We start from the raw sequence: 15,189 nt of genomic DNA on the forward strand, positions 1-15,189 counted from the left end.
AAAAATAAAAAAGTAATGAACTTGAAATCCCTCAATTCACGCCGACATTCATGATTATTTCCTGGGCTACATTCTCAAGCTTTACTACCTGATCAACAAGTCCAGCAGTTGCAACAGCTTTGGGCATTCCATAAACGGTACAGGTACTCTCCTCCTGCCCTATAACATGTACTTTTTTCTTAGACTTTAGATTCTTGATTCCCTCAGTGCCATCTGCGCCCATTCCCGTAAGAACGACACAACAAACTTCATCGTAATCACATTCCATTAAGGATTCATACATGAAGTTGGCGCAGGGCCTTACACCTTCTCTTGTGGGGCCGTCCACATAGTGAATAACGTTTCGCGAACCGTTCTTTACTATGTGCATGTGCTTTCCCCCTCTGGAAATATAAACATTTCCAGGCTGTAACACATCCCCTTCGGCAGCTTCTTTAACATGTATCTCACTTAGTGAGTCAAGTCTTTCTGCAAGAGATGCTGTGAAGCCCTCTGGCATATGCTGCACAAGAACAACTGGTGTTTTTAAGTTTTTAGGAAGTTTTGGGATGACTGATTGAAGAGCTCTTGGTCCTCCTGTTGAGCTGGCAATTGCAACTATTCTGTTGCCTGTAATCTTGCTGGCTGACTTGGAAACAAGTTCAACTACTTTTTGAGACTCCTTAATTGAGCTTCTGATTTCATCTTTAGTCTTGGTTATAGCTCCGATTGGAGCCTTTGAGTCGGCTACAGCTGCTAGAGTATCAATAAATAGTTTGGTGAAACCATCACCTCTACAATCGGATGCTCGATCAGGTTTGTGGACAAAATCAAGAGCTCCCAGATCAAGACAATCCATCGTGACCTTGGCACCTTCTCTTGTGTCGGTGCTGGCCATCATTATCTTAGCCTTGATGTTCCTCTTCTGTAGCTCTCGTAACATCGTTATACCGTCCATTCTTGGCATGTTAATATCAAGAACCACGGCATCATATGTGTTTTTACTTAAAAGATCGAGACCCTCAACTCCGTCTTTGGCCTTAGCAACCACTTGAAATCTTGAATCTGAATTAATAATATCACTTAAAACTGTTCTCATGAGTGCAGAGTCATCAATAATCAGAATTTTTTTCATAATTAAGTTTGCTTCTTTCTTATTTTTCGTTCTTCTTCGAAGATAAAATGGATGATATCTTCTCTAGAAGTCTCGTCAATATACACATACTGGATACGGTGTTCAAACAGTCCTGGCCTTGATTCCAGCTCTTGAACCTTAAGCACATTACATATCATTTCATACTCTTTATCGTTAACATCTCCCGGTAATTTGTATGCACAATATATAATGCTATCCTCTTCGTATCTAAAGTTAGCAACAAACCTTAGACCACCTCCGCTTATATCAACAACCACGCTCCTTTGAAGCGAGGTACCAGGATCAACCAGATATCGCCTGTTCATCTCATAGGCTTCCAGCTCTTCCTTGGAGCACTTCCTGGACTTAAGCTCCAGAGCACAGCTGAATCTATAGTACTCACGCCTTTGAAGCTTTTGAAGCTCACTTGTAAGATCCAGCACCAGAATGTACATATTGTCACTTCGGTACCTGTCTACAATTCTTGAATAGCACTGAAACAGCCCCTTGGTGCTGTAAAAGCAAAGGCTGTACTCTCCATCCACAGGAAGCAGTACCAGCTTTCCCTTTTCAAAAGGCATCAGTACTTCGATCCTGTCATCGGATGTGACATCCATAACCTTAGACATATAAATATGTCTTGTTCTGGCATCATCATCCATCCATATTTTACCAGTGGCCTTTAGTTCCACTCTATTGCCCGGTGAAATATAATCAGCAAGCATATGGTAATCGTCTCCATTTCAAGGAATTTTACTGACTTTGCACATTAGTTACCTGGATAGCGCCTGTAGTATTCATACTACTAAGCTTTCGTCCCGTAATAATATGGGAAAAGAAAGCTGCCATGCCTCTTTGTTTAACCTCTGTAACCTCGCCCTTGTTCATAAGCTGGTTGGCGATGTTTTCAAAGGCCTTAACAGACTTGGCATTTGGATATTGCAGTGATACAGGTGATTGCTGCATCACACTTCTAGCAAGCATCTGATCCTGAGGAATTGCTCCCATGTAAGTAAGTGGTAGTTTAAGATATCTGGCAACAACTGCATTGAGCTTATTGAAAAGCTGCTGACCCTCGTCATCAGATGAAACCCTGTTGGATATTACTTTGACCTTTGTATTATCCCTAGAAAACCTTGGGGTTTGATTAAGAGCCTTGAGAAGTGAGTAGGAATCTGTGATTGAAGTAGGCTCTGGAGTTGTTACCAAAAGAACTTCTCCTGAAGCCACCAAGAATTCCATAACTGCACTGGAAATTCCAGCTCCTGTATCTATTATTATTATATCAGCAATTGCGTCCAATTCGGCAAGATTTACGATAATATAAACCAAATAATCACGGCTTAGATTATACATGCCAGAAATGCCCGAACCACCGGAAATAAAGCCAACTCCCTCCGGTCCCCAGGTAATGATATCCTTGATATTCTTGCCCTGATAGATCAGATCGCAGAGATTGTGCTTTGGCACAGTACCAAACATAATCTCAATATTGGCCAGTCCAAAGTCAGCATCCAGGATAATAACTCTTTTCCCCATCTTCCTGAACTGAACTGCCAAATTGATAGCCACATTGCTCTTTCCAACGCCGCCCTTACCACTTGTAACTGTAATGATCCTTGCAAGCGGCCTCTGAGGCTTATTTGAGTTCTTTATAATATTTCTAAGTTGTGTCGCTTGATCCATAAATACACCCTGCTAAACAATACTTAGCTCTTTCCACCCAAAAGATTCTTAACGATGATCTGTGCATCAAAGATAGCGATATCATCTGGAACGTTCTGGCCATTAGTGATGTAAGCAATAGGTGCTCCAGTGTGCATCCTGATATTGTACAGATTCCCCTTTGCTCCAGTCTCATCCATCTTGGTAAAGATGAGCTTGTAAGCAACCATCTCAGAATATGCATCGGATATCTCTATAAGATCCCTGTACTTGGTTGTTGCAGAAAGAACTAAGAAATTCTCGCACTCTACAACATCCTCCAGGACTCTTATAAAGCTCTCCACGTCCTGCTTAAGCTCTTCGTTGTGAAGAGAATGTCCCGCTGTATCAACCATGATGTAGTCGTAATCCTTGAAATCCTCAGCAGCCTGCTTCATCTCATCAACCGAATAGATAACCCTAAATGGAATCTCCAGAATTGATGCATATGTCCTTAGCTGCTCTGCTGCTGCGATTCTATAGGTATCAACGGTTAAAAGAGCTACCTTTTTCTTTTGAGTTACTGAAAGCTCAGATGCAAGCTTTGCTATGGTGGTAGTCTTTCCTACACCGGTGGGACCAATGAATATTTCAGCCTTTAAGCCGTTTTTATTTTCCTCAATTGGCTCTGACTTGCCAAATTTAAGGACCATCTTCTGATATACATTAGCCAGGGCAAAATCAAATGGCATTCCGGGCTTGGAGATCTTCTCAACCTCGTCAGTTAGCTGGTTAACGTATATCTCGTCTACTTCATTTTCAATAAGAGTATTGTATAGAAGCTTGATAAAAGACATTGTGTCTTCAGAAATCTCACTAGAAGGCGGATTAGCTTCTCTTTCCGGAGCCTTCTCAGCCTTGTGGTCTATAGAAACGCCCTCATCCTTTTCTGAGAACTTAATGTTCTTTTCAAGAAGAGAACTTAGATTATCAAGCTTTTCCTCGATGGCGGTACTTTCATCTATGATATCCTTAGGCCTTGAAGAAGGCTTTGGAGTCACAGTTGGCACCACATCCTTTTGACCTCCTGTTGTCAGAGGTGTGGAGGCAGAATCGAGGCTCTTTTTAGGCGTATAAACCCTCTGGGGCTTTTCGGTTTCTTCCTCTAAAGCCACAGTCACCTCAATCTTTTGAGACTGGAAGAAGGATAAAAGACCTGTCTTTTTCATGGGTCTTACATTCATCACTACGATGTTGCCCCCCAGCTCCTTCTTAGCCTCATCAGTTGCTTCGCTTTCAGTTTTTCCAACATACTTTTTAATGATCATATTATGCCGTCACCATCCCCACAGATTGTAATTCAACGCTAGGTTCTACTTCGTTATAGGAAATTACTATCAGATCTTTGTAATAATCCTGGGTCATTTTTTTAAAGTACATTCTGACAATTGGTGATGCCATGATAATTGCTTGTTGTCCAGCATCCTCAAGTTTTCTTATCTGCTCTCCTACAGCATTAAGAATTGATTTGGTTCTTGCAGGGTCAAGAGTTAAGTAAGCTCCTGTTTCTGTCTGCTTGATACTACTCATTATCTCCTGCTCAACCTTAGGATCCAGCGTTACAACACTTGTGGTCTCCCCTTGTGCAAAATACTTACTGGAAATTGCTCTCTTAAGACTCTGTCTTACGTATTCCGTCAGGATATCAGGGTCATGAGTTGATGGAGCAAAATCCGCCAGAGTTTCAAATATAGTAACAAGATCTCGTATTGAAACTCCTTCGCTTAAAAGATTCTGCAAAACCTTTTCTATTTCGCCAAGACTCATAAGCTTAGGCACCAGTTCATCAACAAGGGCTGGATTGTTCTCTTTGAGGTTATCAATAAGATTCTGTACATCCTGCCTCGTCATAAGCTCTGCTATGTGCTCTCTTATGATCTCTGTTAAGTGAGTTGCGATAATTGAAGGAGGATCAACTACGGTATAGCCAAGGCTTTCCGCTCGTTCCCTCTGTCCTTCTGTAATCCAAATAGCTGGCAGATGGAAGGAAGGCTCAAAGGTCGGGATACCGGTAATTTCATCCTCAACATGTCCCGGATTCATGGCCATGTAATGGTCAAACAAGATTTCGCCATCACTCACCTGTATACCTTTAATTTTAATGATATATTGATTAGGATTCAACTGAATATTATCACGAAGTCGAATAATCGGAACCACCGTACCAAGCTCTAACGCCACCTGACGCCTAATCATTACTACTCGGTCAAGAAGATCGCCGCCCTGGTTAACATCCGCCAGAGGAATGATTCCGTAACCAAACTCAAGCTCAATAGGATCCACCTGTAATAAGCTCGTGACATTTTCAGGCTGCCTAATCTCCTCTGCCTGCTGTTCTTCTTCTGTAGCAACAGCTGTTTCTGTAGAAACCTCCTCAATAGTCTGGCTTGCAACTCTTCCAAGGAAGATAAAGCCTGCACCAAATACGCAGTAAAGAACTGTAGGAAGTGGTGATAAAAGTCCCAGGCCTGCTACAACGCCGCCTACAAGGTACAAGGTCTTTGGCATTCCAAAGAGCTGTCCAATAAGGATATGTCCAAAATCCGCTTCCTTTGATCCTTTGGTAACCAGGATACCTGTTGACATTGAGATCATCAGGGAAGGAATAGAACTTACAAGTCCATCACCCATGGTAAGGATTGAATAAGTGTTAATGGCTGTGTTAACATCCATGCCCTTTCTAAGCATACCCATTGCAATTCCACCAAAAAGGTTAACTGCTGTGATAATAAGACCCGCTGTGGCATCTCCTTTTACGTACTTGGTAGCACCATCCATGGCTCCAAAGAAGCTTGCCTCTTCCTGAATCTTATCTCGTCTTGCCTTAGCTTCAGCATCTGTTATGGCACCGGTGTTAAGGTCCGCATCAATAGCCATCTGCTTACCAGGCATAGCGTCCAGTGTGAATCTTGCTGATACTTCAGCAACACGCTCAGAACCTTTGTTGATGACCATGAGCTGTACGATAATAAGGATTACGTAAACAATTGCACCTACGATCAGGTCACCTCCACCAACGAAGGTACCAAATACTGTAATAACCTGACCTGCACTGCCCTCAGTTAAGATGAGTCTTGTGGATGATACGTTAAGGGCAATTCTGAATATTGTTGTGAACAACAGAATAGTTGGGAAGAATGACATTTCCAATACATCCGTTGCAAACATAGCCGTGAACATAATTACAAAGGACAGGGACATATCAAAGGCCAACAGGATATCCAGTATCCAGTCTGCCAAAGGAATGATGAGCATTACGATAGCTGCTACGATATAAAGAGCTAAACCGTAATCATAAATTCTTTCAACAATTTTCTTTCTATCCATGATTGTCCCCCTTTCCTAAAGTATCGTGTTACCTATTACTTATACTTTGCCCTGCAGGTGATATACATAGGCCAGAACTTCAGCAACAGCCTTGTATAATTCTGGAGGAACCATTTCGCCAACTTCAACATTTGCATAGAGCATTCTGGCAAGAGGCTTGTTCTCTACTATTTCTACGCCATTTTCTCTGGCAACCTCTTTGATCTTCTGAGCCAGATAATCTTCGCCTTTTGCAACTACCACCGGAGCATCGTACTCTTCTGCATCGTACTTAATAGCAACTGCATAGTGAGTAGGGTTCGTGATAACCACATCTGCCTGTGGGAGCTGCTGCATCATACGACGCTGCGAAGCCTGCATCATACGCTTACGTTGCTGACCCTTAACTGCAGGATCTCCTTCAGAGTTCTTGTACTCATCCTTAACTTCCTGCTTGGTCATCATCATATCTTTTTTGAACTTACGTCTTTGATAGATGAGATCTATAAAGGCGATTATCATGTAAGCTATGGCAATACGTAGGCCCAGCTGAATGATAAGGCTTCCCATAAGTCCAATGGCGGACTTAAGCGGGATATCATACAAAAGAAATATGGATTCCTTCCTGCCTTTGAAGAAGGAAATAATCACAACGCCCATAACAAGAAGCTTTAATATGGACTTTAAAAGATCAAATACCTTTCTGGCTGAAATGATCTTCTTAAAACCAGGAATAGGATTAATCTTACTGAGCTTAGGCATCAGGGGCTTACTTGTGGGTTTAAAGCCAACCTGAACGAAATTACAGATAAAGCAAACTATAAATCCTACTGCAAAATAAGGAGCACACAGCAAAAACATAGTAAGTATGGCGTTTTTAAGTATGGACTCAATTGTTGCAATAGGTATAAAACCGTTGTAAGTTCTTGCCACTTCAGGAATACTTTCGTAGACCCTGTTAAAGACCCCCATAAAGTTCTGGCCCATATAGCCATAGGTGATCCATATGATGATGAAAAGAGCTAATAACGAAAAGGCCGTAGATATTTCCTGGCTCTTTGCAACCTGACCTTCTTTTCTTGCATCCGAAAGCTTTTTGGCGGTAGGCTCTTCGGTCTTTTCAGCACCGTTTGCATCCTCGGCAAAGAACTGCAGATTATATGGAATTAGTTCTTTTAACAAGCTATTATCAGCCGCTTTGCATACTGTAAACAAAATCCTGCATCAGCTCCTTCATATTTATAAAAATAAAGTTAGTAGCGTCAGTAAGCATTGTTACTGTCATAAACATTATGCAAAGACCAATGATGATCTTGATCTGAATACCTACAGAGAACATGTTCATCTGTGGTGATACCTTAGCCAGAATTCCCAGGATTACGTTGGCGATAAAGGTGATTATGAATATCGGAAGGCAGATTCTGAATCCGATAACTATGTAATCTCTTAGGAAATTAACTGCTGCATTAAGCATTCTGTCTGGATGTATCGCAATACCGTTTAGCGGGATCAATGTAAAGGAATCCACCAAAGCCATCAGTATGAACTGATACATTCCGGTAATGATCAGCATCATTGTAAGAACCTGAGAATAAAGGGTTCCTGTAATTGTTACCTGCTCGTTAGTATTTGGGTCAAACAGATTGACCATGGATAGTCCAATCTGCATATCCGCTATGGTTCCGGCAAAGTTAGCAATCAGCTGACATAACTGAACGGAATAACCTATCAGGAATCCAGCCACAACCTCTTTTAACACGATCACTGTATAACCGACGATGGTGTTATAATCCGGCGGGTAGAAAGGCACTGCCCCATACAAAAGAACTGTCAAAAGAAGCGAAAATCCAATTTTAAGCAGGTTCGGGCTCTGTCTTCCTCCAAAGAAGGGACATACAAATATAAAGGCTGTAACCCTTACAAATATAAGGAGAAAAATCTCCAGATCCCCATAATCAAACGTGTAGTTCAGCATAAGCTTTCCCTATCGGACGTACTGTGAGAAGTCCGACCAAAGACTTGTGATATAGCCTGAAAGTTCTGTAAGCATCCAGTTACCAATAAGCATGATCATAACGAACACACCGATAACCTTTGGAACAAAGGTTAGGGTCTGCTCCTGGATTGATGTAACGGTCTGGAAAATTGAAACCACAAGACCGATGATCATTGAAGTTAAAAGAACCGGCAAGGACATCTTGATTATCAAAAACAGAGCCTGACTGATTATGATATTGATGTCAGAGATAGTAATCATTAACTCGTTCCCCCTTTCTAACTAATAGAACGACTTAACAAGGTTACCAATAATTAGGCTCCAACCATCTGCAAGAACGAAAAGAAGAATCTTAAACGGCATGGAAATGGTGGTAGGCGGCAGCATCATCATACCCATACTCATAAGTACCGAAGCTACTACCATATCGATAACAATGAATGGAACATATATCAAAAAGCCAATAATAAAGGCTGTTCGAAGCTCACTAACAATAAAACTAGGGATCAATACAACATTTGGAATACTCTCAAGCTCCCCATCCCACTCAAGGCCGTCGATCTGCATAAAGAGAATAACGTCTTTAGTCTGGGTCTGGCCGTACATGAACTGCCTAAAGGGTTTCATGGCAGCTGTAAAGAATTCGTCCTGATCCATCTGACCGTCTTCAAAAGGCACCACTGCCTCGTTGTAGGCTTCTGTCATGGTGGGCTGCATAATAAAGAGGGTCATAAACAAAGCAAGCCCAATCAACACCAGGTTTGGAGGTGATGTTTGGGTTCCTATGGCAACACGTGTGAAATGAAGCGCCACGATGATTCTGGTAAAAGAAGTCATCATTATAAGTAAAATTGGCGCAAGAGAAATAAGCGTAAGGGTTATGAGAATCCTTAGTGCTCCATTAAGACTGCCATTACCATTATCGTAAGTAACAGTCACAGTGTTGGCGATATTAAGCTCTTTAAGGTCATCGGGATCCTCCGAAGAACCAGGCGGATTGATGTTGGTCCTGTCATCCGTAGTTCCTGTAAGGTTGGAATCCGTATCCGTAGTTGGATCAGTTGGAGTATTATCCTCTACAACTGTGGCCGTAGCATGAGAAACAATAGGAATTGAAAAAGATAAAAAGAAAACAAGGAAAATAGAAAGGACAGCTCTTTTAGCGCCTCTTCTCATCTCCCTCTTTATGGACTTTTGTTTATCCCTTCCCCATAATAATTTCATTATTTCTTTTTCTCGCTTTTAATTTTCTCGAAGATTTCTTTAAAGGTTACTGTTTTAGCTTCTTCATCCTTGAAAACGAGATCCTCTTTTGACACCTCTCCCAGATTGGTGATACTGTCCTTGGAAACAGCTATTGCAATGTACTTTTGTCCAACTCTTACTATCTGAACATAGTTAGTAGTGGAAATCCTACAGGTCTCAATGAGCTCTATATTTCCGCTACTAACTGTCCCCCTTTGATAGTTAGCAATCCATTTAGACACATAGTATGTTGCTAAAAGAACCAGTACAAATATGATAAGTACTGAAACAAGTTGTAAGTATGAATCTATCCCCATGTAGTCCCCGTTTTTTCTTTACTGAACGATTTCTGTTACACGTACACCAAAACTTTCTTCGATAACTACTACTTCACCCTTGGCTACAAACTTACCGTTTACCAGAACGTCTACCGGTTCGCCGGCCACCTTATCAAGCTCAATGATGGTACCTGGAGCAAAATCAAGAATATCTGAAATAGGCTTAGCTGTACGTCCAAGCTCTACGGTAACTTCCAAAGGAACGTCCTTGATGATACCGATATTCTCGCCGCCTGCCATAATGGTTGTACCGCCTGAGAAGGTCTGGAACTGGGCTGGCTGAATATTCATATTCATCATCTGAGGAGCCATCTGCATCATTGGCATGCCCATCTGAGGCATTCCCATCTGTGGCATACCCTGAGCCATCATATTTGGATCCATCTGCTGCATTGGAGGTGGAGCTGCTGCTGCGCCAGCATCCGGAGCAGGTGCTGCTGCAGGTGCAGGAGCTGGTTCTGGAGCCGCTTGTGCGCCGCCACCCTCGTCGCCCGTAATAACGGTATCCTTAAGAGTCTTGGCGAAGTCTACAGGATACAACTGCATAAGCGTTGAATCCACAAGTTCTCCAACTTGCATCTTAAAGGAAATCTTAACGAAGGTTCCTGTCAGGAATTCAGCGATATCTGATGGATCGTCATTGATCATATCCAAAAGGGTAGCCTGTGGCGGGCTGATATCTACCTTCTGATTGATCATGGTAGAGAGAGAAGTTGCAGCTGCACCCATCATCTGGTTCATGGCCTCGGAAATAGCTGACAGCTGAAGTTCTCCGATTTCACCATCTGTATTGGTTCCATCACCGCCCATCATAAGGTCAGTGATAACCATTACGTCGTGCTCCTTAAGGATAAGGATATTAGTTCCATCAAGACCTACTGTGTATTTGATCTGGATAAATACGCAAGGTCTCTCATAGTTATTTATCACGTTCTCCCAGTTAGCAAGCTCAACCTGAGGAGTTGTGATATTAACCTTCTGATTAACAAGGGAATACAGCGTTGTAGCTGATGATCCCATACTAATATTTGCTACTTCACCAATAGCATCCTTCTCTGCATCAGTAAGAAGTGATTCGTCAATAGCGCCACCTCCTACAGGTGGTGTAGCAGCAGCTGCTTCAGCGGGCGCCTCGGCTGCATCTCCTCCTGCATCAGCAGGGACATCGGCCGGTGCATCGCCACCGCCAGAATTATCCATTCCAGCCAGCAAAGCATTAATTTCATCCTGGGATAACATTCCATCCATGCTATTGCTCTTCCTCCTCTCTAATAACTGATGTGATTCTCACAGCATATTTGTCTTTGGCAGTTCCGGGTAGTGCTGTAAACTTCTTTAGGTTACCTACATACACCTGCATGTCTGTATTTACCCGGTTATCTAGTCTTATGATGTCTCCAGCCTGCAAATGAACGAAATCAAGAACCGAAACATTACATTTGCCAAGGATAGCCTTAACAGGAACATCTACATGCTTAACCATTGTTTCCAGAGTGTCTTCGTAGTCTTCCTCGTTGTTCTTCTGCATTGTGGAGAACCAGAACTTGGTGTTCAGCTTATCCATAACACTCTCTAAGGTGAAATATGGAAGACACACGTTCATAAGACCTTCTGTCTCGCCTATCTTGATGTTAAGTGTAACAATGGCAATCATATCTGTTGGAGAAATAACCTGAGCAAACTGTGGGTTTGTCTCGATTCTTTCCATAACAGGATTGATGGCTACAACGTTCTGCCAGGGCTCAACCATAAGCTGCATACATATAGTTACAAGCTTTTCAATAAGCGGCATCTCGATATCTGTGAAAGGCCTTGGTTTATCTAAGGTCTCTCCCTCACCTCCAAGCATTCTGTCAATAAAGGAGAAACCAATATTTGCCTGCAGCTCCAAAATAATCGTTCCCTGAAGTGGAAGAAAATTGATAACTCCCAGAATAACAGGGTTCGACAGAGCATTACTAAACTCGGAATATGTAACTGTCTCAGAGTTAGCAACCGAAACCGTTACATTCTTTCTTAGATAAAGTGGCAAGGTAGTTGAAAGAAGTCTTCCATAGTGCTCATAGATCATCTCCAGTGTACGAAGATGCTCTTTGGAGAACTTGGCCGGACGTTTAAAGTCGTAATCTTTGACCTTCTTTTCGTCCGCGGCTTGCATTTCATTTACATCTAACTCACCAGTACTAAGGGCCGAGAGCAGACTATCTATTTCGCTTTGGGATAGTACTTCACTCAAAATGGATCTCCTCTCTTAAAGGTGTAATCTGATCTGCAAAAATCATTGGTATTACTGGAACAACATACTACTGAAGGTTACGTCGTAGATAAAGTTGGATCCGTACAGTTCCTGAACTGCTTCAAGAATTGCCTCTTTTGCTGTTGAAGAATCAGCCTGAAGCTCTTCCATTGAGTAGGATGAAAGTACGTCGTTTATCTTGGACTTAATAAGATCCTTCATGGATTCAAGAGATTCACTTGTTCCATAGGTTGCATAATCACCACTGGCTGTGTTCATAGAGAATACTACTTCTACAACCATGTAGTGTGATTTGTTATCGTTACCAGGCTTTGTGGTGATTGTAAGCTTCTCATCTCCTGTAAAGCCGAAGGTTGCAATATTAGCTACACCAACATTGCCTCCTGATGATCCGTTAAAGCCTCCAGTCTGTCCGCCATTGGCTTCAAGCTCAAGGGCTGCGGCTATATCTGCTATGATCTTGGCTGTCTGAGAATTAGTCGTCATTACGCTCATCATCATGAATCCGGTCATTACCAGATTTACGATCAAAAGAGCTAAGATGATAATCGACAATAGATTCTTTTTCATAGTTGGTGGTCTCCTCCTATTTAATAGTTGCCACTAAGTGGATTGTAGATCTTAATTTCTACACGTCTGTTTCTTGCTCTTCCTTCATCCGTCGAATTATCAGCTATTGGAGCATATTCTCCTCTACCTGTATGTATCAAATTGGAAGGATCAAGTGTAGTATTTTCTATCAAATAATAAAATACTGATAAAGCTCTTCCTGAGCTAAGCTCATCGTTGTTGGAATACTTGCCGTTGCCACCCATAGGAATGTTATCGGTATGTCCTTCAATTTCTATGGTGCCACCAGCGTAGGTTTCAAGGATCTGTCCTACTTTATCTATTACAGGAAGTGCATCCTCTTTAAGATCAACCTTACCGGAATCAAAAAGGATGGAACCCTGAATAGTAAGCTGTACATATTGACTTGTGTAGTTAACATCTACTTCCTGATCAATCTCGTTTTCTTCCAGGGCTTGTTCTATGGCTTCTGCAAGCTCTGCTGAGGCTTCTAGCTGTTCCTCCTCCGCGGCTTCCATCAGTTCCTGCTGTTCCATATCTCCAACTTCCGTCTGATCTGTATCAGAATCGGCGCCGGTCTGGGCAAGACCCATTGATGTAACGTAGCTGGAAAGCTCTGACAATTGAGATACACCATCTCCTATGAGAGCTCCCTGACCGATAGCCATCTCACCACCTGAGAAAATACCAAAGGCTGAACTAAAGGATGCTGCAACCTCCTCGAACTTGGCTGCGTCCATGGTAGCCATTGAGAAAAGCAAAACGAAGAAGCAAAGAAGCAGATTCATCAGGTCTCCGAATGTACCCTGCCAGGCAGGTAGGCCAGGTTTTATCTCTTCTGGTTTCTTTGCCATTATTCTCCGCCTCCATCGCCTGTGCCATTCTCTGCTTCATATGCAGATCTGTCAGCTGGTGACAGGAATGACTTCAGCTTTTCTTCTGTAACCCTTGGGTTCTCTCCGGCCTGTATAGAAAGCAGACCTTCAATAACAATACTTTTTGACATATATTCAGCATTACTTCTTGCTTTTAATTTGTTTTCAGCGGGATAACAGAACCAGTTAGCAAGAACTGATCCATAGAATGTTGTAATGAGGGCAACGGCCATGGATGGTCCGATTGAAGATGGGTCTGACATGTTCTGAAGCATAAGTACCAGACCAAGAAGGGTACCGATCATACCCCAGGAAGGTCCCATTCCGGCTACATCACCGAAGAATGAGTAGTTGTCTTTGTGGCGCTCTGCCATGGCATCGATCTCGGCCTCCAGGATACTTTTAACAAGTTCTGGCTCAGTACCATCGACGATAAGCATAACGCCCTTTTTCATAAATGCATCTTCAAGGCTTCCTGCCGCCTCTTCCAATGCAAGAAGACCTTCCTTACGCGCTGTATTGGAAAGGTCAATTATCTTTTTTATGGTTCCTTTAGTATCGTCCGCAGGCATCTTGAAGATCAGCGTATAGGACTTAAGTCCGCTGATGAAGCTGGGCATACTTCTTGAAGCCAAAACCGCCATGAACGCTCCACCGAAAGTGATCATCGCTGAAGGCGCATCCACGAAGTATTTAACACCCGTGATACCAGCACCGAATACGATACTCAGGATCATGAATACGAAACATAACAATACACCAAGTAATGACGCAATATCCACAACATTTCCCCCTTCATATGAAAGATTTATTGTTGTTTATGGTATGAATATTAGTTATCTAGTAGTGATCATCGTGTCTATATATATAATGTTTGATAAACATTACTAACTATGAAATTGGTTAATACTTAATGCTCTTTTGCATTTCTTTGCTGTTACTATCAATCACTGATCTTGTCCAGTATCTCGGAAATGCTTTCTTTAACAAGGAGTTTGCGGCCTGTGTTCAGGATAATGACTGTGTCAGGAGTAGCCTCCACAGTCTCAATCAGGTTAGGATTTATCAGTATCTTCTTTGTATCTAGCTTAGTAAATTCTACAAGCTGCTTCGCCATACAAATAGCCCCCTCGCTACCGATAATAGAGAAACGTAAAATTGAGAATTTCATTAAATTACGTACATTTTTGAAACTTTATTTCTGTATATCACTATTTTACCACTTTTTGATAGAAAAAGCTCCATAATCCGTTCACAAATTATACACAAATGAACTTATATTTCAGTATATATGGGATTTTCTGGAATTAATTATCAATAGATCCCCCGCCCCTTCATCCATGAAGACTTGCTGATTTTTGTAGTTGTTATGCCCGTAAATAAGCACAACATATTGTGGTATATAATTTATTGTATCACTTTTTCGTACATTTTCCATTATTTTTTTCTAAAAAGTCTGTAACCATAAGAGTTTATGGTTGGAGATGTGGTTAAACGCTTGTGGATATACGGTATTGTGATAGTCTGATGCTAGAATTTAGCTTGAATGTTGGGATTTTTGTTTATGTTTTTCTAAGTGTGATTACTGAAGACGATTTTGAGTCGATTCTGAGTCGACTACTGTTATTATTATCTTATTTTGCTCCAAACACATCCTGAATGATTAAATCCGCTTGTTTAGGATGTATAAATGTTTGAAAATTAGTATTTAAATGTTCTTTACATAGTTAAACACATCCTTTATCAATAAATACATAAAATCAGGATGTGTTTTTTATCGCAAT

General features: G+C 41.7%; 16 protein-coding genes. All 16 read right to left on the reverse strand.

Annotation, left to right across the window (positions count from 1 at the left end):
• Window positions 1–31: 31 nt before the first annotated feature.
• The 16 genes from T541_RS0102860 to T541_RS21025 all read right to left on the reverse strand — a co-directional run bounded on the left by T541_RS0102860 (window position 32) and on the right by T541_RS21025 (window position 14,522).
• Window positions 32–1,114, reverse strand: a complete 1,083-nt coding sequence (locus T541_RS0102860; protein ID WP_081779829.1) for a protein-glutamate methylesterase/protein-glutamine glutaminase — start codon at window positions 1,112–1,114, stop codon at window positions 32–34.
• Window positions 1,115–1,116: 2 nt separating this feature from the next.
• Window positions 1,117–1,839, reverse strand: a complete 723-nt coding sequence (locus tag T541_RS0102865; protein WP_026651269.1) for a flagellar brake protein — start codon at window positions 1,837–1,839, stop codon at window positions 1,117–1,119.
• A gap of 28 nt (window positions 1,840–1,867) precedes the next feature.
• Entirely contained in the window at window positions 1,868–2,800 is a 933-nt protein-coding gene (locus T541_RS18630; protein WP_051538053.1) for a MinD/ParA family protein, read from the reverse strand.
• Between the two features lie 23 nt (window positions 2,801–2,823).
• Complete coding sequence (gene flhF / locus T541_RS0102875; protein WP_026651270.1) at window positions 2,824–4,086, reverse strand: flagellar biosynthesis protein FlhF; 1,263 nt, start codon at window positions 4,084–4,086, stop codon at window positions 2,824–2,826.
• Window position 4,087: 1 nt separating this feature from the next.
• On the reverse strand, window positions 4,088–6,145 hold the full coding sequence (gene flhA, locus T541_RS0102880) for a flagellar biosynthesis protein FlhA (protein ID WP_026651271.1): 2,058 nt from the start codon (window positions 6,143–6,145) through the stop codon (window positions 4,088–4,090).
• A gap of 39 nt (window positions 6,146–6,184) precedes the next feature.
• Window positions 6,185–7,339 (reverse strand): flagellar biosynthesis protein FlhB, encoded by a 1,155-nt coding sequence (gene flhB / locus T541_RS0102885; protein ID WP_034465771.1) that lies wholly within the window; start codon window positions 7,337–7,339, stop codon window positions 6,185–6,187.
• The gene (locus tag T541_RS0102890) at window positions 7,314–8,099 is read right to left on the reverse strand and encodes a flagellar biosynthetic protein FliR (RefSeq protein WP_026651273.1); all 786 of its coding nucleotides are present in this window, start codon (window positions 8,097–8,099) and stop codon (window positions 7,314–7,316) included. The genes flhB and T541_RS0102890 overlap by 26 nt, the downstream gene beginning before the upstream one ends.
• A 9-nt stretch (window positions 8,100–8,108) precedes the next feature.
• The gene (fliQ, locus tag T541_RS0102895) at window positions 8,109–8,381 is read right to left on the reverse strand and encodes a flagellar biosynthesis protein FliQ (protein ID WP_026651274.1); all 273 of its coding nucleotides are present in this window, start codon (window positions 8,379–8,381) and stop codon (window positions 8,109–8,111) included.
• A gap of 21 nt (window positions 8,382–8,402) precedes the next feature.
• Window positions 8,403–9,344 carry a flagellar type III secretion system pore protein FliP gene (gene fliP / locus T541_RS0102900; protein WP_242840742.1) on the reverse strand — a complete coding sequence of 314 codons (942 nt, stop codon included), beginning with the start codon at window positions 9,342–9,344 and terminating at the stop codon, window positions 8,403–8,405.
• Window positions 9,344–9,682, reverse strand: a complete 339-nt coding sequence (locus T541_RS0102905; protein WP_026651276.1) for a flagellar biosynthetic protein FliO — start codon at window positions 9,680–9,682, stop codon at window positions 9,344–9,346. Before T541_RS0102905 ends, fliP begins: the two co-directional genes overlap by 1 nt.
• A gap of 18 nt (window positions 9,683–9,700) precedes the next feature.
• Window positions 9,701–10,951 (reverse strand): flagellar motor switch phosphatase FliY, encoded by a 1,251-nt coding sequence (gene fliY / locus T541_RS0102910; RefSeq protein WP_026651277.1) that lies wholly within the window; start codon window positions 10,949–10,951, stop codon window positions 9,701–9,703.
• Between the two features lies 1 nt (window position 10,952).
• Entirely contained in the window at window positions 10,953–11,939 is a 987-nt protein-coding gene (gene fliM / locus T541_RS0102915) for a flagellar motor switch protein FliM (protein WP_026651278.1), read from the reverse strand.
• Window positions 11,940–11,990: 51 nt separating this feature from the next.
• Window positions 11,991–12,530 carry a flagellar basal body-associated FliL family protein gene (locus tag T541_RS0102920; RefSeq protein WP_026651279.1) on the reverse strand — a complete coding sequence of 180 codons (540 nt, stop codon included), beginning with the start codon at window positions 12,528–12,530 and terminating at the stop codon, window positions 11,991–11,993.
• Window positions 12,531–12,550: 20 nt separating this feature from the next.
• Window positions 12,551–13,384 (reverse strand): OmpA/MotB family protein, encoded by an 834-nt coding sequence (locus T541_RS0102925; protein ID WP_026651280.1) that lies wholly within the window; start codon window positions 13,382–13,384, stop codon window positions 12,551–12,553.
• Window positions 13,384–14,187: a motility protein A gene (locus T541_RS0102930; protein ID WP_026651281.1), complete on the reverse strand. Its 804-nt coding sequence runs from the start codon at window positions 14,185–14,187 to the stop codon at window positions 13,384–13,386. Before T541_RS0102930 ends, T541_RS0102925 begins: the two co-directional genes overlap by 1 nt.
• Before the next feature lie 161 nt (window positions 14,188–14,348).
• Window positions 14,349–14,522, reverse strand: a complete 174-nt coding sequence (locus tag T541_RS21025) for a flagellar FlbD family protein (RefSeq protein ID WP_081779830.1) — start codon at window positions 14,520–14,522, stop codon at window positions 14,349–14,351.
• Window positions 14,523–15,189: the final 667 nt, after the last annotated feature.

It is taken from the genome of Butyrivibrio proteoclasticus P6B7 (genome assembly GCF_000622085.1).
Classification (GTDB): domain Bacteria; phylum Bacillota; class Clostridia; order Lachnospirales; family Lachnospiraceae; genus Butyrivibrio; species Butyrivibrio proteoclasticus_A.